The organism is Bacillus sp. es.036 (genome assembly GCF_002563635.1).
Lineage (GTDB): Bacteria > Bacillota > Bacilli > Bacillales > Guptibacillaceae > Guptibacillus.
Genome location: NZ_PDIZ01000001.1, coordinates 3,100,870 through 3,123,015, shown reverse-complemented (window position 1 = coordinate 3,123,015; position 22,146 = coordinate 3,100,870). Strand labels below are relative to the sequence as shown.

General features: G+C 44.1%; 19 protein-coding genes. 9 read left to right on the top strand and 10 right to left on the bottom strand.

Annotation, left to right across the window (positions count from 1 at the left end; genetic code table 11):
* The first annotated feature begins 10 nt into the window (after positions 1-10).
* On the top strand, positions 11-1,456 hold the full coding sequence (locus ATG70_RS15740) for a sodium:solute symporter family protein (RefSeq protein WP_098445202.1): 1,446 nt from the start codon (positions 11-13) through the stop codon (positions 1,454-1,456).
* Between the two features lie 149 nt (positions 1,457-1,605).
* Here ATG70_RS15740 and ATG70_RS15735 read toward each other — a convergent pair whose 3' ends face one another.
* The 7 genes from ATG70_RS15735 to ATG70_RS15705 all read right to left on the bottom strand — a co-directional run bounded on the left by ATG70_RS15735 (position 1,606) and on the right by ATG70_RS15705 (position 9,983).
* The gene (locus tag ATG70_RS15735) at positions 1,606-2,256 is read right to left on the bottom strand and encodes a cyclase family protein (RefSeq protein WP_098445201.1); all 651 of its coding nucleotides are present in this window, start codon (positions 2,254-2,256) and stop codon (positions 1,606-1,608) included.
* A gap of 12 nt (positions 2,257-2,268) precedes the next feature.
* The gene (locus ATG70_RS15730) at positions 2,269-3,060 is read right to left on the bottom strand and encodes a carbon-nitrogen hydrolase family protein (protein WP_098445200.1); all 792 of its coding nucleotides are present in this window, start codon (positions 3,058-3,060) and stop codon (positions 2,269-2,271) included.
* A gap of 3 nt (positions 3,061-3,063) precedes the next feature.
* Positions 3,064-4,437 carry a purine-cytosine permease family protein gene (locus ATG70_RS15725; protein WP_098445199.1) on the bottom strand — a complete coding sequence of 458 codons (1,374 nt, stop codon included), beginning with the start codon at positions 4,435-4,437 and terminating at the stop codon, positions 3,064-3,066.
* Between the two features lie 71 nt (positions 4,438-4,508).
* On the bottom strand, positions 4,509-5,963 hold the full coding sequence (locus ATG70_RS15720) for an aldehyde dehydrogenase family protein (RefSeq protein WP_098445198.1): 1,455 nt from the start codon (positions 5,961-5,963) through the stop codon (positions 4,509-4,511).
* Complete coding sequence (locus tag ATG70_RS15715; protein WP_306472716.1) at positions 5,960-7,375, bottom strand: sodium:solute symporter; 1,416 nt, start codon at positions 7,373-7,375, stop codon at positions 5,960-5,962. Before ATG70_RS15715 ends, ATG70_RS15720 begins: the two co-directional genes overlap by 4 nt.
* 77 nt (positions 7,376-7,452) lie before the next feature.
* A complete protein-coding gene (gene speB, locus ATG70_RS15710; protein ID WP_098445197.1) occupies positions 7,453-8,430 on the bottom strand; it encodes an agmatinase in 978 nt (325 codons plus the stop codon).
* 143 nt (positions 8,431-8,573) lie between these two features.
* Positions 8,574-9,983: a sigma-54 interaction domain-containing protein gene (locus ATG70_RS15705; protein WP_098445196.1), complete on the bottom strand. Its 1,410-nt coding sequence runs from the start codon at positions 9,981-9,983 to the stop codon at positions 8,574-8,576.
* A 148-nt stretch (positions 9,984-10,131) separates the two neighbouring features.
* On the opposite strand from ATG70_RS15705, the gene gabT reads away from it, so the two are divergent.
* Both gabT and ATG70_RS15695 read left to right on the top strand, forming a co-directional pair.
* A complete protein-coding gene (gene gabT, locus ATG70_RS15700) occupies positions 10,132-11,493 on the top strand; it encodes a 4-aminobutyrate--2-oxoglutarate transaminase (RefSeq protein WP_098445195.1) in 1,362 nt (453 codons plus the stop codon).
* 19 nt (positions 11,494-11,512) lie between these two features.
* Positions 11,513-12,946: an aldehyde dehydrogenase family protein gene (locus tag ATG70_RS15695; RefSeq protein ID WP_098445861.1), complete on the top strand. Its 1,434-nt coding sequence runs from the start codon at positions 11,513-11,515 to the stop codon at positions 12,944-12,946.
* 144 nt (positions 12,947-13,090) lie between these two features.
* On the opposite strand, the gene ATG70_RS15690 is transcribed toward ATG70_RS15695, so the two are convergent.
* On the bottom strand, positions 13,091-13,741 hold the full coding sequence (locus ATG70_RS15690; protein ID WP_098445194.1) for a cyclase family protein: 651 nt from the start codon (positions 13,739-13,741) through the stop codon (positions 13,091-13,093).
* Positions 13,742-13,923: 182 nt separating this feature from the next.
* Here ATG70_RS15690 and ATG70_RS15685 point away from each other — a divergent pair, with 182 nt between their 5' ends.
* From ATG70_RS15685 to ATG70_RS15670, 4 genes are all read left to right on the top strand, one after another.
* Positions 13,924-15,039 carry an NAD(P)/FAD-dependent oxidoreductase gene (locus ATG70_RS15685; RefSeq protein ID WP_098445193.1) on the top strand — a complete coding sequence of 372 codons (1,116 nt, stop codon included), beginning with the start codon at positions 13,924-13,926 and terminating at the stop codon, positions 15,037-15,039.
* A gap of 194 nt (positions 15,040-15,233) precedes the next feature.
* A complete protein-coding gene (locus ATG70_RS15680; protein ID WP_098445192.1) occupies positions 15,234-16,844 on the top strand; it encodes a gamma-glutamyltransferase family protein in 1,611 nt (536 codons plus the stop codon).
* A gap of 33 nt (positions 16,845-16,877) precedes the next feature.
* On the top strand, positions 16,878-17,459 hold the full coding sequence (locus tag ATG70_RS15675; protein WP_098445191.1) for a chromate transporter: 582 nt from the start codon (positions 16,878-16,880) through the stop codon (positions 17,457-17,459).
* Positions 17,456-17,986, top strand: a complete 531-nt coding sequence (locus ATG70_RS15670) for a chromate transporter (RefSeq protein WP_098445190.1) — start codon at positions 17,456-17,458, stop codon at positions 17,984-17,986. The genes ATG70_RS15675 and ATG70_RS15670 overlap by 4 nt, the downstream gene beginning before the upstream one ends.
* A gap of 110 nt (positions 17,987-18,096) precedes the next feature.
* Here the strand turns inward: ATG70_RS15670 and ATG70_RS22850 are convergent, their stop codons facing one another.
* Entirely contained in the window at positions 18,097-18,819 is a 723-nt protein-coding gene (locus ATG70_RS22850) for a hypothetical protein (protein WP_257147729.1), read from the bottom strand.
* Positions 18,820-19,092: 273 nt separating this feature from the next.
* Here ATG70_RS22850 and ATG70_RS15660 point away from each other — a divergent pair, with 273 nt between their 5' ends.
* A complete protein-coding gene (locus ATG70_RS15660; protein WP_098445189.1) occupies positions 19,093-19,827 on the top strand; it encodes a GntR family transcriptional regulator in 735 nt (244 codons plus the stop codon).
* A gap of 86 nt (positions 19,828-19,913) precedes the next feature.
* Here ATG70_RS15660 and ATG70_RS15655 read toward each other — a convergent pair whose 3' ends face one another.
* A complete protein-coding gene (locus tag ATG70_RS15655; RefSeq protein WP_098445188.1) occupies positions 19,914-21,335 on the bottom strand; it encodes a peptide MFS transporter in 1,422 nt (473 codons plus the stop codon).
* A gap of 431 nt (positions 21,336-21,766) precedes the next feature.
* Here ATG70_RS15655 and ATG70_RS15650 point away from each other — a divergent pair, with 431 nt between their 5' ends.
* On the top strand, positions 21,767-22,105 hold the full coding sequence (locus ATG70_RS15650; protein ID WP_142329589.1) for a hypothetical protein: 339 nt from the start codon (positions 21,767-21,769) through the stop codon (positions 22,103-22,105).
* The last annotated feature ends 41 nt before the right edge of the window (positions 22,106-22,146 follow it).

The following is a 22,146-nucleotide window of genomic DNA, read 5'->3' as shown; positions in this document are numbered from 1 at the left end:
GGTGAGGATAATGAATCCATTAATTCCAATCACGATTAGTAGTTTGTTGGTAATCCTGATTTCTGGAACTTTTGCCTTGTATATTGGTAGAAAACACGGGGGAAGTAATGAAGAGTGGGCCGTTGGGGGACGATCACTTCCAGTCTATGTAGTGATCGGAACGCAATTTGCTACAGCAATGGGTGGTGGGATGCTCGTTGCTCATGTAGGAATCGGTTATGCTTCAGGTTGGTCAACCATCACTTATGGATTAATTCTTGGAATGGGTTTACTGATTCTTGTGTTGATTTCAGGTTGGCTTCGTGAACAGGGGTTTACCACTCTACCCGATGTGATTAAAAAGATCTTTGGTGCACACCCTTTATTAAGTGGTCTGACCGTTATTATGACGATTATCGTGCCGTTTGGTTGGGTAGCTACGCAGCTTGTTGCATTTGGGAGTTTGTTAGGCAACATTACAGGCGTCTCACCTTCCTTGTTAATGTTCGTGTTGGCCATACTAAGTCTCATTTACATCCTCCCTTCAGGATTAACTTCTATCGCTTGGACAGATTTTGTTTTTGGTGTGGGCATGCTGATCATGACGGTTATATCCGTTTTCCTTGTCATCAATATGGCGGGGGGAATGGGAGAAGTGGTAGCGAACGTACCAGAAGCTTCTTGGTCTTTCCCTGGTGGACTTGGTGCCGTCGGAAGTGTCACAATCGTCCTCTGGACGCTCGCTATTTTACCTGGAACACTGACAAACCAAATGTATTATCAGCGCATTTATGCGTCGAAAAACTTGAAAAATATACGGATATCGCTGTTATCTACTGCCGTTATTATTTTGCTTGTCGAGGTGTGGGCGGCTATAACGGGAATGTCGATTTATTCAATGAATCCCGGGTTAGCTAATCCTGAACAAGCTGCGGGGTGGTTTTTGCAACAAGTGCCAACGTGGTTTCTAGCTTTGTATGCAGGATTTATCATTGCTACGATTATGTCGACAGTGAACAGTGGCGTTCAATCGGTCGTTGTCAATTTAACCCGAGATTTTTACCAGGGTTACATTAACCCTGAAGTTGGCGAAAAGAAATTATTATCACTTTCAAGATGGCTCTCAGTTGCCGTAATCGCAGTTGCTTATGTTATGGCAACGCAATTCTCTGGAACGCTGAATTGGCTTGTTGCTACATACGCTTACTCTGCAGGTGCTTTATTGGTACCAATTTTTGTAGGTTATCTCCTACGTAATAAAGCCTTTCTAACCGTTCAAGGCGGAATGGCAAGTATGATTATGGGGTTACTTGGAACGGGTATTGCACACGCAATGAACACAACCATTCCATATGTTGTATTTGGAATTGGATTATCTTTGGTGAGTTTACTTGTAGTTAGTTTCTTTACGAAAAATAATGAGTCAGCTATGAAAGGTGAAGCAGCAGTGAAAGAGGTGGATCAGGTAGGATCATAAGTAGCGCGGTTGGGCACGGTGCCTGTCACCGTCCGATCCCTGTAATTATTTGTCGAAAGGGAAAAGAGCCCGCTCTTTGAGAGAGGAGGGCTCTTTACTGATAGATCATTGACTAAAAAAAGAAATGAGGTGGTGAAGAAGGTTTACCCCTATACAACCTCCACGGCAACTGCTCTAACCGGAGATCCATCCAATCCTTCCAGCTTTAGCGGTAGTGCAATAATGAGAGGGTTTTCAAAATCGATCTTTTCAAAGTTGCAGAAGTTTTCCCCAATGATGCCATTTACCGACGTGATGGCTTCATGAACTGGAAAGGCTGATCCATCTGGTGTATCGACGTTCAATGCATCTATGAAAAATGTAGTTACACCTTTTTCAAGCAAGTCGTTGATGATATCCACAGATAGGTAGGGATGCCTGAAGTATAGCTCTGATTCTGCATACTTTGACCAACCTGTGTGAAATAACACGATGGTGCCTGGAATAACTTGTTCGATTTGGTCCTGCACGTCTGACATTGTAATTTCTTCTCCAGGTTCTTTTCCCGTCACATCAATCACGAGTCCTGGAGCCATAAATTTCGTTAAGTTTGATTGATCAATTCGCTCTCCTTCTTTTTGAAAGTGAAAGGGAGCATCCACATGTGTGCCTGTATGTGAACCAATGTTAAGCTGCGTCACCTGGTAGCCGTCTTTATCTAGCTCTGCAGCGGGATGGATATCTGGCTTTGGATCGCCAGGATAAATTGGTGTTGCCGATGTAATAGGAATGGATAGATCGATAATTTGTTTGAAATTCAAAAGATAGCCTCCTTAGCTGTAAATATCGGTTCTTCGTTCTTCTAACATCGAGAAGAATGATTGTTTTATTTCGTTCCGCCAGTCGAAATCAATGGTTGCCGTAATCATATCATACTGTTTCTCTGCTTTTGCTATAAGATGACCGTCTGGAGAAAAGATGGAAGACTTGCCGAAAAAGGTGAGATCTTCTGATTTGCCAGTATGGTTAGAAGCTATCAGATAGACTGAGTTGTCGAGCGCACGGGCTCCGCTAAACTGAAGGAATGGAGCATCGTAAGGTTCTTCCCACGCAGATGGGACAAGTAAAATATCGGCCCCATTTAACGTAAGCATTCGAGCTAGCTCTGGGAAAGCCAGGTCCCAGCAGATCATTAGTCCGACCGTCCCGAAATCTGTTTCAACAGTAACTGGCTCTGAACCGGCTATGAATACACCTCTCTCCAGCGGAGTGAGGTGTATTTTTCTATAATTTGCGGTGTTTTTTCCGTTTGCATCAATGTATTGGATGGAATTATAGATGTTTCCCTCATTGTCAGTCTCAACGTAGCCGTATACGATCGAAACAAGGTTTGATACAGCCATCGTTTTCATAGCTTGAAAAATCGGTCCGTCCGCTTTTTCTGCTAGGTCTTTGATGCCTTCAGACAAAAAGTACCCTGTCGTACACAACTCCGGAAAAGTAACCAGTTTTGTGTCAGGCTCCTTCTTGAGGACACTTTCAACAATGGTTTCCATTTTTGAGAGATTTGTAGCGACCGCCCCGTTTTGAAAACTTCCCTGGACAGCGGAAATGGTATGTCTCACTTTTTATGCCTCCAATTTTACGTCAATTTCTTCGGTTGTTGCTTTTTTTACACCGAGTTGTTTTGTTGCTGCCATTAAACCAAAGTAACAGCCACCAGACAATACAAAGGTAAGGATTGTTGCTCCTATAGATAACGGTTGAACGTAGGTGAAGTAATAAGCGAAAAGAGCTCCAGCCACATAAGTCACGACAGCAACAATGTTTACACCACGCTGATATCGATAGAGTCCTTTATGGTCGAATGCCACATCTTCTGCATCATAGTACGCTTTTTTAACAAGAAAATAGTCGACAAGTACGATCGCAAAAACGGGTATAAATAGCGTTGCAATCAAGAGAATAAAGTTAAAAAAGTTCACCATTAACGCTTCTTTTAATAGTGCCCCAAGCGTACAAACGATTCCTAGTGCAAGAACGGGTTTCCAAAATCCTGACTTCGGGAAGACGTTCATAAATGACATCGTTGCGCTGTATAGTGCCATCACATTCGTGGATAGAACAGAGAAAAAGACGACGATTGAAGCGATGAATCCAAATCCGTAAGCGGAAAGAAGAACCGTTGGGTCGTAGGTTTGCTCCATGTTATTTAGAATACTAAATCCGCTGACAACGGCTCCTAGTCCCATTGCAATAAGAGAGGCAACGATATAGCCGAGATAGGTGCCAAGCATGCCGCTTTTTTCTGATTTGCTATGGCGATTAAAGTCGCAGACGCTCGACATCCAGGAGAAGGCTGTCGCAACAACGATATCAAAAGCAATAATACCCGATATTGCAGGATTTTCACTGACCTTCAATTCAATAAGCGAAGAAACGCTGTAAGTCGTAAATAGCTTATAGAACACAAGGGCAGATAGGATGAGCATGGCAACAGAGACCCATTTCTCAATGCTTTCCACACCGCGGTGACCGTAAATCGTAATCGCCACAACAAGAATTTCAGTAAGAATGACAAATAAATTGATGTTGCTGTAGCCAGTTGTGTAACTGATGGCGTAGTTAAGAGAAAGACCGGCCATATAGGCCTGAATCCAACTCCAACCAATAAGGACGATCGTGTTTACGAGTGCGGGAAGAATGGCGCCTTTTTGACCAAAAGCCGCTCTTGTCATGACCATCGTTGGAAGTCCAGTTCGTGTTCCAATGTTACCTGTTAGAGCCAGTGGAATTGCCCCAATTGCTGAGCCAATTAGAATGGCGAGCATGGCTTTTTCAATTGAAATATCAGGTACGAACATCATGCTTGTCATAACGGACGTAATGACGACATTCGCTGCAAGCCAGAGAGCAAATGTTGAGAAGAAATTCATGCTTCGCTTGTCCTTTGGGGTCGGGCTAATCGTGTCATTACCTAAGCGTTCAGTAAGTTGACTCATGTTATTTCCCCCTATTTTTGTTTTCAATATTCCGAAAATTATTGATGCACTGAGCTCCTACCAGGGGGAGCTCAATGCGTGTACCAGCCAGCTTTTTGGAGCTGTTGAGAGGTGTTTACGTGCTTCACTTCAGTAAAACCGGCAAGACCATGTGGTCCAAGTTCACGACCAATACCGCTTTCTTTATACCCTCCCCATGGCGCTTCTACATACGGTGTGTGATAGGAGTTGATCCAAATCGTACCTGCTTTTAGTTGCGATGCCACTTGTTCTGCTTCAGAAATATTCGTTGAAAGAACACCTGCCGCAAGACCATATTTCGTACCGTTCGCTTGTTGAACAGCTTCCTTCTGATCTCGAAAAGGTTGAACCGTAATAACAGGTCCAAATATCTCATCTTGAACAATTCGCATCTCTTGGTGAACATTCGTAAAAATAACAGGGGATTGATAAAAGCCCTTATCAGCAGGATACTTGCCACCAGAGTGAATGGAGGCTCCTTCTTCCTTGCCTAGATCGATGTAACTCTTTACTTTCTGAAGGTGAGTTCTGCTAACCAGAGGACCCATTTCCGTTTCCTCCAGCGTGGGGTCACCGATTTTTATTCGAGATGACACATTGACAAGTTTGTCTATAAAAGCTTCATAGATAGACTCATGAACAAGAATACGAGACGAAGCCACACACACTTCTCCCTGGTTAAAGAACCCACCGAAGATTGTCCATTCAACTGCAGACTCAAGGTCCGCATCTTCTAAAATAATGAGTGGTGATTTGCCACCAAGTTCAAGTGAGACACGCTTCAGATCCTTGGCACACTGCTGGTTAATATGCTTTCCGGTTTCTGAACCGCCTGTGAACGAAACTTTATCTACTTCGGGATGCGCGACAAGCGTTTCGCCAACAGGATCGCCTGCACCTGGGACGAGGTTGAAAACACCCGGAGGGAATCCACACTGATGAATTAAGTCTGCTAGCTTGATAGCCGTGACTGGTGTCAGTTCAGAAGGTTTAAACACAACAGTATTACCAGCAGCGAGTGCCGGAGCGATCTTCCACATGCCGAGAAGAAGAGGGAAGTTCCATGGAACAATGAGAGCACAAACCCCGATCGGTTCATCAATGATTTTACTAGTCGTTCCATTCGACATCTCGATTGTGGCCGGTTCTCGCTCAGCAATCAGATTCGCGTAGTAACGTAGACAGGCGACGGAGTCACCGATATCTAGCGTTGCTTCACGAATAGGCTTCCCGGTATTCTCTGTTTCCGCAGCTGCAAACTCTTTTTCATTCTGTTCTAGCAAATCTGCTAGTTTATGCAGAGCGATCACGCGTATTTTTGAATTCGTTGCCCAGTCACTTTCGTTAAATGCAGTTCGAGCTGCATCGACTGAGGTGGATGCCTGCTCCCGGGAAGCTTCTTTTATCTTCATCATCGTTTCTGCTGTTGCTGGGTTAATGAGTTCACGCTCATATCCTTCACCTTGCTGCCAGGCGCCATTAATGTAGAGGTGCTGATTCGTCATGAAATATGGCTCCTTTCTTGAATCGTGTCTGTCATTTCAGTAGCATCATTTTCTGTTATAAGTGATACGCCGATCATTACAATGAAGCTGGTCAATATGCCATACATAATCGGATTCGTTGAGTGAAGCCCTTCGATCGCAAGACCGCCGGTAATAACGAGAATGCTACTGATGATTGAGTAAAACGCCGCTTTTGACGTTGCTTTTTTCCAAAAGAAACCGAGTAGAATGGGTACAAAGATCGCTCCAGATAAAATGGCGTATGCGACATCAAGTGCAACAAGAACGTCTTGAATCCATATAGCGAAAATAATTGTAATGGCACCAATAATTGTTGTAGTCAAACGAGAGATGATGAGACTTTGCTTTTCACTTGCTTCTTTGATGAAATAACGCTTCACAATGTCGTTTGAGAGCAATGTTGATGAAGCCAGAAGTGTCCCTGAAGCCGTGGACATGAGGGCAGCGATAACGCCTGCAAGAACAAGACCAAGTACACCGGTTGGTACGGTTTCGATCGCCATACTGGCAAAGGCATTCTGTGAATCTCCTAAATTCGGAAGCACGATAAATGCGCACATACCGATAATGCTAACAGCCAGTCCATATAGGAGGCTGTAGACGCCTGCGATAATTGTGCCGAGACGAGCAGTTTTGTTCGTTCTGGCTGTAAAGATCCGCTGCCAAATATCCTGTGCAACGATCATACCGAGGCAGAAAAGAAGAAAATATTGAAATACCTGACTACCGCCAATTCCTGTGAACGAAAAGTAACTGTCTGGGAGCTGTTGCGTTAAAGAACTCCAACCCCCTGCTTTCGATAGACTCAAAGGAAGCATGATGAAAAACACGCCAATTGTCATGATGACAAACTGGACAATATCCGTCATCGTAACCGACCACATCCCACCAAGTATCGTATAGAATAGGACAATCCCACCACCAAGCAGCATGGAGCTTGTGAGATTCCAACCTAGCAGTACGTTCATGACGGTTCCAATCCCGATAACTTGCGTAACGGCAACCATTAAGGCATAGATCGAAGCTACTAAAGCGCTCAAAAGGCGGGCTTCATTTCCAAAACGTTTTCCGAGAAACTCACTAATGGTGAGCACTTTAAAACCAGCGATCTTCATGAGAAAAAAGATCCCGAGTCCCATAATTCCAAGTCCAAGCATAAAGACGAGCCACATGCCGGATACGCCAAATTCATATCCAAGCTTCGTTGTCCCAATCGTAGATGCGCCTCCAAGAATGACGGCTGATAAGCAGCCAAAATACATAAAGAAACCAAGATTACGACCAGCAAGCGCATAGTCTTCGATCGTTTTCGCTTTACGAGAGCCAATGACGCCTATTCCGATGACGATCATGAAATAGACGATGATGATAATAATATCTAGAAATAACACGAAACTCCTCCTTACAAGTAGCGATTAGGACTCTATCGATTCAAAATTCAGAAAAATAATCGGGTGCCTCTGTTAATCTAAGACTGACTTGCTGTTTCTTCGCTGGTTGTAAGAAGGGCATGTCTTTTCTTTAGCGCAATCAGCGTAATCATTTCATACATAATCGATGATGCTAGTGCAGCTGTAATTTCATTGTGGTCGTATGTCGGAAGTACCTCGACCAAGTCAAAACCAACAAGGTTCAGTCCATCGAGTCCTCGAACATATTCAAGCGCTTCATAGCTGTTCGGTCCTGCGACTTCTGGCGTTCCTGTTCCTGGTGCAAAAGCCGGATCTACAAAGTCGATGTCATATGAAACAAATACTGGTCGATCTCCAGTTCGCTGATGGATGCGTGAAATTACTTCATTAAATCCAAGTTTACGAACATCTTTCATTGGAATGACTTCAAATCCAAGATCGCGTGCGTCTTCAATGTCACTTGGACCGTACAACGGACCTCTCATTCCGACCTGGATGGAGTGGTCAGTATCAATTAATCCTTCTTCTACTGCGCGTCGAAACGGTGTGCCGTGCATGTATTTCTCGCCGTAATAGTTGTCCCACGTATCGCCGTGTGAATCGAAGTGAACGAGGGCTACTGGACCGTACTTCTTGTGGAAAGCACGCAGGTTTCCTAATGAAATGGAATGGTCGCCGCCCATAATGACAGGTGTAACATCTGCATCGAGAAGCGGAGTCAATCCTTCCACCATATTGTCGTATGTACGGTGGATGTTTCCTGGAATGACATCAATGTCGCCATAGTCAACGCCAGAGCAATAATCGAAAATGTTAATCTCCATATCTGGATTGTATGGACGAAGTAGCGTTGAGAAATTACGGATATGCTGTGGTCCGAGGCGCTGACCAGTTCGATTTGAAGCAGCCGTATCAAAGGGAACGCCAAGGACGGCAAAGTTAACATTTTCTGTCGTTTGGACTTGTTCTAATCTCATAAACGTTCTCACACCGCAAAATCGCGGGGATTTGGAAGAGTCTTTAGGTTGATACATATTGGAACCTCCTGTGAATGTTAGTCTCACAGATAAATATTGCAAGTTCCATGCCAACTTTAAGGGCAGGGGAGCGACACTTTTGACACTTTTCTCATGCGTTAATGCATCGGTGCGCTTTCTTTTGATGCTAAAATGCATAATTAATGCGATTTTGCATTGATTTTGTGCTTTTTAAGCTTACGCACGACTGTAGATTGATTCATTCCGAGGTAATCCGCCATTTCGTAAGTTGTTTTGTATTGTTTGAAGGCTCTCTTCAACCATCTGATTTCCACTGCTTCTAAAGCTTCCTTCAGTGTTGTCCCCGTTTCCTCTTCAGCACCTGGTAAAAAGCTTGTCAGTTTCTGGGCCGCATCCTGTTGAATGTAGGAGGGAAGTGCATCTGGATAAATTGTTCTTGCATCAGCTGTAATCACAAGGCGTTCGACGATATTCTGAAGTTCACGCACATTTCCTGGCCACGTATATTCTGACAAGCTTTCAATTGTTGCTGCGTGGAAGAACTTATTCGTTCGATATTTCTCATTTAATCCTTTGAGAAAATGTGCTGCGAGTGTCGCGATATCTTCTTTTCGTTCGCGAAGGGGCGGGATAGTAATTGGGATGACGTTTAATCGATAGAAAAGATCTTCTCGAAATGTACCCTTTTTCACCATGTCCTCAAGGTTCTGGTTTGTGGAAGCAATCAATCTGAAGTCAATCGTTTTTGGCTTTGTTCCTCCAACTCTCGTAATCGTTTTTTCTTGGATCGCTTTTAGAAGCTTGGCTTGAACAGCAAGTGGAAGCTCCCCCACCTCATCAAGAAAAAGTGTGCCCTGATTAGCAAGTTCAATCATGCCGGCTTTTCCTTTCTTACCTGCGCCTGTAAACGATCCTGGCTCGTAGCCAAACATTTCTGATTCAAAAAGAGTTTCTGGTATAGCCCCGCAATTTACTTCTATAAAACTATCATTTCGGCGTTCACTACCTTTATGTAACGCACGTGCAAATACGTTTTTTCCTACGCCAGATTCACCAAGAAAAACAACAGATGCATCAGAATTCGCCACGCGCTCGACAAGTTGCCAGATCAGCTGAATCGCTCTGCTTTTAATGACAAACTCCTCTGGAACTTTCTCCTTGTCGCGAAGTTCTTGAATTTCAGTTTCATAGACTTCCATCTGGGTACGCAATTCCTCATAGTCTTCTTTTAAATGCTGAAGCTCTGTTAAGTCATGGGAGAAGCTGATAACACGAATAATCGTGCCACTTACATCATAAACCGGTAACCCCGTTGCCATGACGACGCGGCCTGTGGGCGTTTTTTGCATAATTTGAAGGTCTTTCTTTTCTGCTAGAACACGTCTTGTAATGGATGGTGAAAAGATTCCATCTTCTTCAAGCTCTTTTACTGATTTTCCGATCAAAAAGGAAGCTTTCCTTCCGTAGACGACTTCACAGGTTTGGCTAACCCGTAAAATAACGCCATCCCCATCCGCGATGACAATGTTATCTTTCGATGCATGTAAGATGGCATTTAATTCATACTCTAAATAATCTAATGAAGACATGCTGAATCCCCCTTTTAATGTTCGCGCAAATCTGACTATTTTCTAAGGTTATCATATCGCAAAATTAACCTTCAAAACCATTTTTCTGAAAAAGTTGGTATGAAGCTTGCATGAATAGAAAGTGAAAATGACAGAGGGAGGCAGTTACATGAAAACAAAACAGTGTAAAAAAAGTATTGAGTTGAAAACAGCGATACCTGGGCCAAAAGCGTCAGAGTTATTGGAGCTAAAAGAAAAGCACGTGCCGAGAGGTCCTTTTAATACAATGATGACTTTTGCAGAAAAAGGAGAAGGTGCCCTACTGACGGATGTCGATGGGAATACATTTATCGACCTTGCCGGTGCGATTGGTAGTATGAACGCCGGGCACTGTCCTCCGAAGGTTGTCGAAGCGCTTAAGACACAGGTGGATCAATACCTTCATACGTGTTTTCACGTCATGATGTATGAGCCGTATATTCAACTTGCGAAGAAATTGAATGAAATGTCACCTGGCAATAGTGAGAAGAAAACCTTTTTCTTAAATAGTGGTGCTGAAGCAGTGGAAAACGCTGTGAAGATCGCACGAAAGTATACAGGACGGAAATCGATTATTTCGTTTGAGCGAGGCTATCATGGGAGAACCTTGCTAGCGATGTCGTTAACGAGCAAGGTAAAACCGTATAAATATGGGTTCGGGCCATTTGCCCCTGATACGTATAAAATGGCTTATCCGTACTATTACCGGAAGCATGCGAGTATGACGGAGGAGGAGCTGGATCAAGAAGTGCTAAAGCGTTTGGAGGATTTCTTTCTTGGTGAAGTTCCGTCAGATGAAGTAGCAGCGATCATTATGGAACCGGTGCAAGGAGAAGGCGGATTTGTTGTACCGTCAAAAGGATTCGTACAAGGCGTGAAAGCGATCTGTGAAAAGTATGGCATTCTTTTTATAGCAGATGAAGTACAAACCGGTTTTGGACGAACGGGAAAAATGTTTGCGATTGAGCACTTTGACATTGAGCCTGATTTAATGGTTATGTCCAAATCGATCGCGGCAGGGTTGCCAATCAGTGCGGTCACAGGAAGAGCTGAGGTTATGGAAGCACCGAATCCAGGAGAAATTGGTGGCACATATGGTGGTAGTCCGCTCGGGTGTGTTGCGGCGCTTGAAGTCATCGAGATGATGGAGGAAGAAGGGCTGGTGGAGCGAGCGAATCACATTGGAGATATCGCGGTGTCAAGGTTTAAGGATATGCAGAAATTGCACCCTTCTATTGGAGAAGTTCGTGGACTTGGTGCTATGTTAGCGATTGAAATTGTGAAAGATCCAGTTACAAAGGAGCCGGATAAAGAATTAACGGGACAAATTTTAAAAGAGTGCCATAACCGCGGTGTGATCGTGATGGGAGCGGGTTTATATGGGAACGTCATTCGTCTTTTATCACCGCTCGTGATTACGGACGATCAGTTAAATGAAGCGCTTGATGTGATTCAAGACGTAGTGTCAGCGTTAGCTCCAGTTCATCAATAAAAGGAAATGAGGGATGGGTATGCAGACGACGATTCAGAAGAAGAAATTTTATATTGATGGTGAATGGCTAGAGGGTGTGTCTTATAAGGAGTTAATCTCCCCATATTCAGGTGACGTTCTGGCTGAAATACCGATGGCGAATGAAGCTGATGTCGATAGCGCAATCGAAGCGGCTTACCGTGCGAAGCAAGTGATGAGGAAACTACCTGCACACGAACGAGCTTCGATACTAGAGCGGTTTGTTCAAAAGTTAAGCGAACGCGCGGATGAGGCGGCAGAAATCATTGCGCTAGAAGCAGCCAAGCCGATCGTGACGGCAAAAGGCGAAGTGGCGCGTACGATTGCGACGTATAAATTCGCTGCTGAGGAAGCAAAGCGAATACAAGGGGAGACGATTCCGTTTGATGCAGCCGTTGGTGGTGAAGGAAGAGTAGGCTATACGGTGCGTGAACCGCTTGGCGTTATTGGAGCGATTACGCCATTTAATTTTCCAATGAATCTTGTTGCACATAAAGTCGGTCCTGCTATTGCAGCGGGCAATACGATTGTGCTAAAACCGGCAAGTCAGACGCCACTCTCTGCTTATTTTATCGCCGAGCTATTTGAGGAGGCTGGACTGCCAAAAGGTGCACTGAATGTGATTACGGGAAGTGGAAAGACGGTTGGTGATCGGATCGTCACAGATGTGAGAGTGAACATGGTTACCTTCACTGGAAGTCCAGCAGTTGGCATTGGTATTCGAAATAAGGTGGGTTTGAAAAAAGTGACGCTAGAGCTAGGTTCGAATTCGGCTTTGATTGTGGATGAAGGTGTTGATGTAAGTGAAATTGTTGATCGAAGTGTGATGGGCGCGTTCGCTTATCAGGGGCAGGTGTGTATTTCACTTCAAAGGGTGTATGTTCATGAATCGAACTATGACGCTTTTGTGGAGGCATTTGTAGAGAAGACGAAGACGCTAAGGTGCGGACATCCATTGGATGAAGAGACAGATGTATCGGCGTTGATTTCTGGATCTGATGTTGAGCGAGCGGTTTCCTGGGTTGAGGAAGCGAAGAGCGGCGGAGCTACGGTAGCTACAGGTGGGGGTTCTGATGGAAATGTGTTAGAGCCAACTGTGATCTTAAATGCCGCTTCGGATATGAAAGTTTCTTGTCAGGAAGTGTTTGCGCCAATTGTCTTGATTAATAAGTTTCAATCGATTGAAGAAGCGTATGATCTAGTGAATGACTCTGCCTATGGGTTACAGGCGGGTATTTATACGGAGAATGTTCATACTGCGCTTGATGCGGCAGATCGTCTTCATGTTGGTGGTGTGCTAATCAATGATATTCCTACGTTCCGTGTAGATAACATGCCGTATGGTGGTGTGAAGGAAAGTGGAACAGGAAGAGAAGGAATAAAGTACGCTGTAGAGGAAATGACGGAGATGAAGCTAGTGGTGTTTAAGAGGTAGTTGGTGGGTGGTCGGTTGGTGCCTGTCACCACCCGATTGTTGAAGGAATTTGTCGATTGAAAATAATGCAATAGAGTATAAAGAAGGCGACTGCTCAGAAATGAGCGGTTACCTTCTTTATTTCTTATTTTATTTACTGGAAATTTATTCAACCTCCACCGCGATTGCCCTAACTGGTGATGCATCTAGCCCCTGAAGTTTTAGCGGCAGTGCAATGATTAGTGGATTCTCGAAATCGATCTGATCGAAGTTAGAGAAGCACTCTCCAATAATGCCGTTCTTTGATGTGATCGCTTCGTGTGCTGGAAAAGATGTGGCACCAGGAGCATCAATGCTAAAAGCATCAATGAAGAAGGTTGTGATTCCTTTTTCTAGAAGGGAATTTACAATCTCGACAGACAAATAAGGGAAGTTGAAATAGGTCTCGGTTCCAATATACTTGGACCACCCCGTATGAAAAAGTGCAATTGTTCCTGGAGCGATGCTTTCGATTGCATGCGATATTTCTTCTAAAGTGATCACCTCACCTGGATTTTTTCCCGTTACATGGATTACGTGTCCTGGTGCCATCACTTTGGTTAATTTCGACTCATCGACGCATTCGCCTTCCTTTTGAAAGTGGAAGGGAGCGTCAAGGTGCGTGCCAGTATGGGTCCCTATATTAACTTGTGTAACTTGATAGCCATCTTTGTCGTGCATGGCAATTGGATAGATGTTTGGTTTCGGGTCACCCGGGTAAACCGGCGTTTGGTTGCTAACCGGAATAGAGAGGTCAATCACTTTTTTAAAATTCATAAGGTGGTTCTCCTTTTTAAACAAACGTTTGATTAAACTTGCTAATGGTGGAATACATCCTCAGTCTATCCAAATTTCAATTAGTCATGAACATTGTTTGCTCATAACCTAACCTACAATTGAGTCTCCCCCCAAATTCATGTAAAATACCTAATCAGACAAACGACGAAAAGGTGTAAGATATGAAATCAATAATAGTAATCGGATCAGGTATTTTAGGAGCGTCGACAGCTTACCATCTCGCCAAGCAAGGAGCGGATGTGTTGCTAGTCGATCGAAAAGACGCGGGCCAGGCGACAGAAGCGGCGGCTGGGATTGTGTGTCCGTGGCTAACGAATCGACGGGGAGGCGCTTTTTATCGACTCGTAGAAGCGGGGGCTCGGTATTATCCTGAGTTAATTGAAGCGCTGAAAAAGGACGGAGAGATGGAGACGGGATACTCGCGCGTTGGTGCGATTAACATTTACTCTGGTGAAACGAAGCTTGAGCGAAAGCTTGCGCTTGCGATGGAGCGGCGGAAGGATACACCAGAGATGGGTGAGGTTTCGCGGCTTTCCGCTGTTGAAACGAATGCGCTGTTTCCTCCGCTGTCCGATCATTATGCGGCGGTTCATGTGAGCGGCGCGGCGCGTGTGAATGGAAACGCATTACGAAATGCACTCATTCGTGGAGCGGAAAAGCATGGTGCGAAGGTGATTCGTGGAGATGGCTCATTATTATGGAATGGTTCAAACGTCAGTGGCGTTGCCGTGAATAATGAAAGTTTTTATGCGAATGAAGTGATTGTCACCGGAGGCGCTTGGGCGCGAGAATTACTTCAGCCAGTAGGGATGAAGTTCCTCGTTTCACCCCAAAAAGCGCAAATTGTTCATCTCGATCTACCTGACACAGATACCGGAAAATGGCCAATTGTGATGCCGCCTTTCGTTCAATATTTCCTTCCATTTGAAAATGGACGGATTGTCGTCGGTGCAACGCAGGAAGATCATGCTGGTTTTGATTTGCGTGTAACGATGGGTGGCGTTCACCATATTATTGATCGCGCGCTGAAAGTTGCGCCAGGATTTTCAGATAGTACGTACGTCCAAACAAAGGTAGGATTTAGGCCTTTTACACCTGGTAATGTCCCGATTGCTGGTGCAGTTCCTCGCGTGAAAGGACTTTTTGTGGCAAATGGGCTTGGGGCTTCAGGCTTAACGAGTGGACCGTTTCTTGGAGCTGAGCTTGCGCGGTTGGTGCTTGGAGCGCGGAATGAGCTTGATCTGGGGGAGTATGATCCTGGGAGTGCGTTTGGGTAAGTCGATAGAGGATAAGCTTTAAATAATGATCGAAAAATGAAAATATTCTAAAGAAAACCTTTTCATTCAAGAAGGCTTCCTATATAATGGGAAAATCTCTGAGGTATGAAAAGGTTTCTTTTTTTGCAGTTTCAGGTTCAGAATGCGGTGCTTTATCTATTCAACACTACATAAATTGAAAGGAGTTTTTTTCCATGACGACGGATTACTTACACTATCCCTATGCTTCTCAACGGATGACAACGGTAGCGAACAAAGGAATGGTGGCAACATCCCAGCCGTTAGCGGCACAGGCAGGACTAGATCTTTTGAAAAATGGAGGGAATGCGATCGACGCGGCGATCGCAACAGCAGCAGTACTCACGGTTGTTGAGCCGACTTCAAACGGGATTGGTGGAGATGCGTTTGCTCTTGTTTGGACACAGGGTGAGTTGCACGGCTTGAATGGAAGTGGGCCATCACCGAAGTCGATCTCCATTGATTCAATCAACGAACGTGGGTATAATGAAATTCCGAAATACGGCTGGATTCCTGTTACCGTGCCAGGTGTTCCTGCATCTTGGGCGGCATTGTCGAAACGATTTGGAAAGCTTTCGTTAAAAGAAGCGCTGGCGCCTGCGATTCATTATGCGGAAGAGGGATTCCCGGTTTCGCCGACTTTGAGTAAGTTTTGGAAAGATGCTTACGTTAAATTTGAAGAAGAGTTAAGGGACGAGGAGTTTCAGCACTGGTTTGAAACGTTTGCGCCGCACGGTCATGCGCCTGAAGTGGGCGAGGTTTGGAAGTCGAAGGGACACGCGGAAACGTTACGAAAAATCGCTGAAACCGACGCTGCAGCTTTTTATCAGGGAGAAATCGCCGATCAAATTGATGCTTTTTCAAAAAGGTATAATGGGTATTTGACGAAGGAAGATCTTTCGGCATTTAAGCCTGAGTGGGTTGATCCGATTTCGGTTCAGTATCGCGGGTATGACGTATGGGAGATTCCGCCGAATGGACAGGGGCTCATTGCGTTGTCTGCGCTGAATATTTTAAATGGATTTAACTTTGATCATAAAGATTCTGTTGATACCTATCATAAGCAAATTGAAGCGATGAAGCTCGCTTTTGCGGATGGACAGAAGTACATTACCGATGAGAAGGAAATGTCAGTTGCTGTTCGGGATCTCCTCTCGCCTGCCTATGGGGAAAGTCGCCGGCAGTTAATTGGTGATGAAGCGCTAGTGCCGTCACCAGGACAACCTCCTAAAGGGGGCACCGTTTATTTAGCGACGGCGGATGACGAAGGAAATATGGTCTCGTTTATTCAGAGTAATTATATGGGGTTTGGTTCAGGACTTGTGGTGCCTGGCACCGGGATCGCGCTGCAAAATCGCGGTCATAATTTTTCGATGGATCCTGAGCATGACAATGCGTTAAAAGGTGGAAAGCGAACGTATCATACGATCATTCCGGGGTTCCTAAGTAAAGGTGGCGATGCGGTTGGTCCGTTTGGCGTTATGGGTGGCTTTATGCAGCCACAGGGACACTTACAGGTGATTACGAATATGATCGATTTTCATTTAAACCCGCAATCAGCGCTTGATGCGCCTAGATGGCAGTGGGTGGATGGGAAGCGAGTTTGGGTTGAATCGACGTTCCCTCCTTATCTTGCTGAGGCGCTTAGTCGAAAAGGACATGAGATTGAAGTTCAATTGGAAAAAGGGGCGTTCGGCCGCGGACAAATTATTTGGCGCGATCAGCAGTCAGGCACTTTTTTCGGGGGGACAGAATCAAGAACAGACGGAACGATCGCCGCTTATTAAGAAGTGACGTGAGGTTTCGGAAGGTGGTGGGTCATGCAACAGTGGCATCTTTTTCTCGCTTTTTTTAGAGTGGGAATGCTTGGGTACGGAGGAGGGCCTTCTTCTATCCCGTTAGTACATAAAGAAGTTGTCGAGAAATACAAATGGATGAACGATGATGAATTTGCAGATGTTTTGGCATTGGGGAATTCACTTCCAGGACCAATTGCGACGAAAATGGCTGGGTATATTGGCCATCGAGTGGCAGGAATTACGGGGATGGTGAATGCTGTGCTGGCAACGATTGTGCCGACGATCGCGATTATGATTTTCTTACTAACGTTTCTTTCCACGTTTCGAGAAAAAGCATGGGTACAGGGGATGACGCAGGCGGTCGTTCCAGTGGTTGGGGTTATGTTAGCCGTGTTGACGTATGATTTTTTTAGAAAAGCACAAGGGAATTTAGGATGGATTTTGACGATCGCGTTGACGGTTGTTTCTTTTGTATTTATTGAAATGGCTGGTGTTCATCCGGGGATTGTTATTGGATGTTTGCTGCTTTACGCTCTGCTTAAACCGATTGGTAAAGATGGAAAGCATGAAGAGGCAGAGGCGAGAAAGGAGCCGTCCTCATGATTTATTGGGATATTTTTGTTGCTTTTTTCATACCAGGTATCGTCGGTTACGGCGGTGGACCTGCATCCATTCCACTTGTCGAAAATGAAGTGGTCGGTCGATTCGGCTGGATGAGCGTAAATGAATTTAGTGAAATGCTCGCGATGGCGAATGCCCTACCAGGGCCAATTGCGACGAAAATGGCCGGATACATCGGATTTCAGCAGGGTGGCGTTCTAGGCGCGTTCGTTGGTGTGTTTGCGACAGTCGCACCCTCGCTCGTATTGATGATTGTGCTGTTGAGTCTTTTGAATCGATTTAAGAACTCGCCGAAAGTGAAGAAAATGACGGCTCTTATTCGGCCAACGATTGCGATCTTACTTGGTGTGATGGCGTATCAGTTCTTTGCGAGTTCCTATGAAGGAGCAGGGCTAGTTCAAACGATCTTTCTGATTGTGGCTAGTTTTGTGCTGATGGAGAAGATGAAGGTGCATCCTGCGTTTGTGATTGTCGGGGCGCTGGCTTATGGGGCCGTGTTTTTGGGGTAGTAGCGGGTTTCGCGGATTCGCGGGTGCCTGTCACCGCCCGAACTAGCGCACATATTGTCGAAAGTGAAAGGCCCGCGCTCGTATGAGCGCGGGCCTTTCACTTGTTTTGTTTATTCCACCGGAATCAACTTAACCGGCCCCAGTGTTTCAATCATATCCCCATCAGAGGTGAAGAAAACGAAATCTCCTGTACCAACAATGCTGTCGCCTAGTATCGTATTTACTGTTGGTAGTCCGCTTGGATCATAGACGAAGAAGTTTGTGCCTTCACCAATGTTTGTTACCTGGTACCGTCCTTCAGGGATATCACTACCGACGATGTATTGACCTGCGGTAAGTTTAATCGGTTCTTCGTTCTTCTTTACGATCGTATCTTCAAGCTGATCAATTTCCTTTTTCTTCGCATTGATCGTATCATCGAGTTTGCTAACGTCATCTTTTTTCGCTTTTACGTCATCTTTAAGCTCACTAAGCTCCTTTTTTGCGGTTTCACGTTCTTTTTTAAGCTTATCAATGTCAGCTGAAACACTATCTTTCTCATCAATTAATTTCTTTACTTCCTCAGCTTTCGCTTCCACTTCTTCCAACTTTTCAGCTTCAGTCTCAAGTTGTTCTTTTACCGTACTGATTTCTTCTTGAATGGATAAAAGCTTCTCTCCTTCGTTTTTTGCTTCCTTCTCAGCAGAAGTGATTTCTGTCTTGATTTTCTTCAGATCTTCGGTGTAGTTTTCTTCAAGGTCTGCATTACCGATCAACACGCCGATTAGGACGCTGACTAGAATCGCTGCGAGTGCCCCTATGATTGAAAGGGTAACAATAAGGCCTTTTTTCATCACACATTCCTCCGAACATGTCTTAGTAAGCTACCATCTTATGTATATTGTGTGGATAGGTCATTTATGTGAAAATCGCGCGGTGACAGGCACCTCCCGATATTTGTCCTTATATGTCGAATTGTTCTCAGTTGTAAGAGTAACGAGGTGCTGCGTTAGAAGAATTCACTGGCTATTGAGAATGTTACTACCCTTTTAAAGCTTGATTCTTTTTCGCTATAATAAGAGTATGAAGCGAGCCAAACAGTTGGCGGCTCAAGAGGAGAGACTTATATGTCATTAGATAAACTGAACCATAATAAAGGGGAAGCGCTATACCTTCAAATAAAAGATGTTTTAATCAAACGAATTCAAACTGGTGCCTGGAAACCGAATACGCTTATTCCTACTGAACAGGACTTGATTAAAGAGTTTGATGTGAGTCGAACGACAATCAGGCAGGCGATTTCCATTCTCGTGCAGAATGGCTTATTAGAGAAAAAGCAAGGGCGTGGAACGGTCGTAAAACCTCAGAATTTGATCGGGAACCTCGGTAAGCTCAAAGGTTTCGCAGAAGAAGTGCTCGAGCGTGGGCAAACGCCGCATTCGAAGGTGCTGCGAGCGGAATTTCGTGATGATCTTTATCATGAGAACGATATGCTGAAGGTTACGGAAGGAGAACCCATCTTACTTGTCGAGCGGATTCGCTTCGCAGATGAGGTGCCGATTGCCCTTGAGCGCACGTGCTGGCCAAAAGAAATTGGTGAGATTTTAATGAAGTATGATCTCAACCAGGCGATGTATTATGAAGTACTTGAGCAGCATCAATTTTATCTAAATAAAGCGAATGAACGGATTACGGCGATTAACGCGACGATCAATGAAGCGGATTCGCTCGGCATTCGACCAGGGGAAGCCCTCCTTGAGATGAGGCGCCTTAGTCTTGGCATTAATGATCATCCGATCGAGTATACGAAAACGAAGTATCGTAGCGATCAGTATCATTATAATATTGAGCTTGAGCGGTAGATTGTGGGCGCATGGGACTATTAAAAAAAGGGTTTGCGCTTCAATTGAAGCGCAAACCTTTTTTCGTTAGTAATATATTTTTTTGATTAGTTCATCTGCTTCGCAACATGGTCCTCATCAAATTCTTCAAGATGCATAAGTTTTTGTAGCTTCTTAGAAAGTAGAAGTAAGATGACGCCTAGACTTAGAGCAGCTATACCTAAATAGATGAAGATTTCAAGGTATCCTGCTGATGTTGTGAGTGAAGCAATGTAACCTGCAAGGTAGTTTGCAGCAGCGTTACTTAGGAACCAAACACCCATTAATAAAGAAGCGATTTTCACTGGTGACATTTTACTCACGAGAGAAAGTCCAATTGGTGATAAGGATAGCTCACCAAGTGTATGGAAGAAGTACGTAACAACCATAAATAGCATGCTTGCTTTCATCGCAATATTTCCTTCATCACTTCCTGTCATCATGACGGCAGGAACCATAACCATAAATCCGACACCAAGTAAGATTAAACCAAATGCCATTTTGGTAGGGATGGCAAAGTCACCACGTTTTGATTTTGCTAATTTCAACCAGATAGCTGATACAATCGGTGCTAGCAATAGTACAAACATTGGGTTTAATGACTGGAAGAAGGAAACGGGTACTTCATAACCAAAGACCGTTCTATCTAAGAAATCTCTCGTATAGAGCGTAAAGGAAGCACCTGCTTGTTCGAATCCAGCCCAGAACGTCACTGTGAACACGGCTAGGATTAAAATGACTGCAGTACGCTGCTTTTCGATTTTAGTAAGCGGCTTTGCTTTACCTTCTGATGTTGGAATCACACGGTTTGAAGATGGTGTTATTCCGATATCACCAAGATATTTTTTAGAAAGAAGATTAAAGGTAACCTGTCCAATAATCATTCCGATTGATGAAGCTAGGAACGCATATTTGAAACCAAATGTCTCGACGCCACCTGTATTTGAATAAAAAATGTTCGCATATAAAAGACCTGCGATCAATGGTGAAATTAAGCCACCAAGGTTAATTCCCATATAGAAAATGGTAAACGCTGAATCTTTTCGCTTATCGTTCTTACTGTATAGCTCTCCAACAAGAGTGGAAATGTTCGGTTTGAAAAACCCATTACCGATAATCAGTAACAATAACCCGGTATAAAGGCCCCATTGTTCTTGGACAGCAAACAGTGTAAAATCACCGATGGCCATTGTAATACCGCCGATTGTGATGGCTGTGCGTAAACCGATGAATTTATCGGTTAAATAACCACCAATTAATGGCGTGAAATAAACAAGACCAGTGTACATACCGTAAAGTAGTAATGCTTTATCCTGCTCCATACCCAGACCACCGCTAATTAGCTCAGCAGTTAAATAAAGAATGAGTATTGAACGCATACCATAAAAGCTATAGCGTTCCCACATTTCTGTGATAAACAAAAGATACAAGCCAGGAGGGTGTTTTAACTTCCCTTTTTTCGTCGGCTTTTCGTCTATGGTCGTGTCCATCATCAAACCTCCAATTTTTAATAACTTCACCATTTTAGCAAATTATTTGTCAATTTAAAGCGTAATAGAAAAAGTGCGCCTTTTTCAAATGTTTGTAAATTTGTAAAAATTACAGATAGGTATCAAACAGTTCGTGTCGAATTTTGTTGGTTTTACTCATCATAAACCCTTGCAAAGCAATAGTTTGAGGACAGTTTAGAAGTCGAGAAGGCGTGTAGAAAAATAGACGAAGCATTCTAACGATTACGATTGGATTAATAAAAATAAGGAGAACGGCCTAGTCGCTTAGTTCGCTTAGTGCCTGTCACCACCCGAATAAACGCAGGTTTTGTCGATTCGAGCTGTAACGCCTTTGTCTCCTTGTGGACAATTATTTTCATACAGTGATAAAATTAATAAGATGTGGATAAGTCTGGTGGGGAGGGGAGAATGTGATGAGATATTTACTGTTAGTGGTTTTGTTCGGCTTTCTTGTGTTTATTTATCCAGCACAGGAGTTAAGTCAATATGATTATCATTCGGCTGATAAACCGACAATCTCGCAATTCGCTTATCTTCCAGATGCAAAAATGATTTCTTATCCTTCCTCAGTATCTCTTCAGAAGCAGAAGGTGTTTGGCACTTTTGTTCCTTTTACGGGTGAGCATGATATACAGCCGCATCTTATTTACCCTCAGAAAAATTTGATGAAAATCGAGATTTTTCCGGATGCCAGAGGCTTTCTGAATGTCTTTGCTGTCCACTCTAATTACCTCATCACCTTCTTTTAAAAGCACAACTAACTGGCAATAGCTTTGTCATTATCATTTCG

Excerpts from the sequence above, each read along its gene's own strand:
- ATG70_RS15740 (WP_098445202.1), top strand. The coding sequence starts at position 11 with ATGAATCCATTAATTCCAATCACGATTAGTAGTTTGTTGGTAATCCTG.
- ATG70_RS15725 (WP_098445199.1), bottom strand. The coding sequence starts at position 4,437 with ATGAGTCAACTTACTGAACGCTTAGGTAATGACACGATTAGCCCGACC.
- ATG70_RS15720 (WP_098445198.1), bottom strand. The coding sequence starts at position 5,963 with ATGACGAATCAGCACCTCTACATTAATGGCGCCTGGCAGCAAGGTGAA.
- speB (WP_098445197.1), bottom strand. The coding sequence starts at position 8,430 with ATGTATCAACCTAAAGACTCTTCCAAATCCCCGCGATTTTGCGGTGTG.
- ATG70_RS15705 (WP_098445196.1), bottom strand. The coding sequence starts at position 9,983 with ATGTCTTCATTAGATTATTTAGAGTATGAATTAAATGCCATCTTACAT.
- gabT (WP_098445195.1), top strand. The coding sequence starts at position 10,132 with ATGAAAACAAAACAGTGTAAAAAAAGTATTGAGTTGAAAACAGCGATA.
- ATG70_RS15695 (WP_098445861.1), top strand. The coding sequence starts at position 11,513 with ATGCAGACGACGATTCAGAAGAAGAAATTTTATATTGATGGTGAATGG.
- ATG70_RS15690 (WP_098445194.1), bottom strand. The coding sequence starts at position 13,741 with ATGAATTTTAAAAAAGTGATTGACCTCTCTATTCCGGTTAGCAACCAA.
- ATG70_RS15685 (WP_098445193.1), top strand. The coding sequence starts at position 13,924 with ATGAAATCAATAATAGTAATCGGATCAGGTATTTTAGGAGCGTCGACA.
- ATG70_RS15680 (WP_098445192.1), top strand. The coding sequence starts at position 15,234 with ATGACGACGGATTACTTACACTATCCCTATGCTTCTCAACGGATGACA.
- ATG70_RS15675 (WP_098445191.1), top strand. The coding sequence starts at position 16,878 with ATGCAACAGTGGCATCTTTTTCTCGCTTTTTTTAGAGTGGGAATGCTT.
- ATG70_RS15670 (WP_098445190.1), top strand. The coding sequence starts at position 17,456 with ATGATTTATTGGGATATTTTTGTTGCTTTTTTCATACCAGGTATCGTC.
- ATG70_RS22850 (WP_257147729.1), bottom strand. The coding sequence starts at position 18,819 with ATGAAAAAAGGCCTTATTGTTACCCTTTCAATCATAGGGGCACTCGCA.
- ATG70_RS15660 (WP_098445189.1), top strand. The coding sequence starts at position 19,093 with ATGTCATTAGATAAACTGAACCATAATAAAGGGGAAGCGCTATACCTT.
- ATG70_RS15655 (WP_098445188.1), bottom strand. The coding sequence starts at position 21,335 with ATGGACACGACCATAGACGAAAAGCCGACGAAAAAAGGGAAGTTAAAA.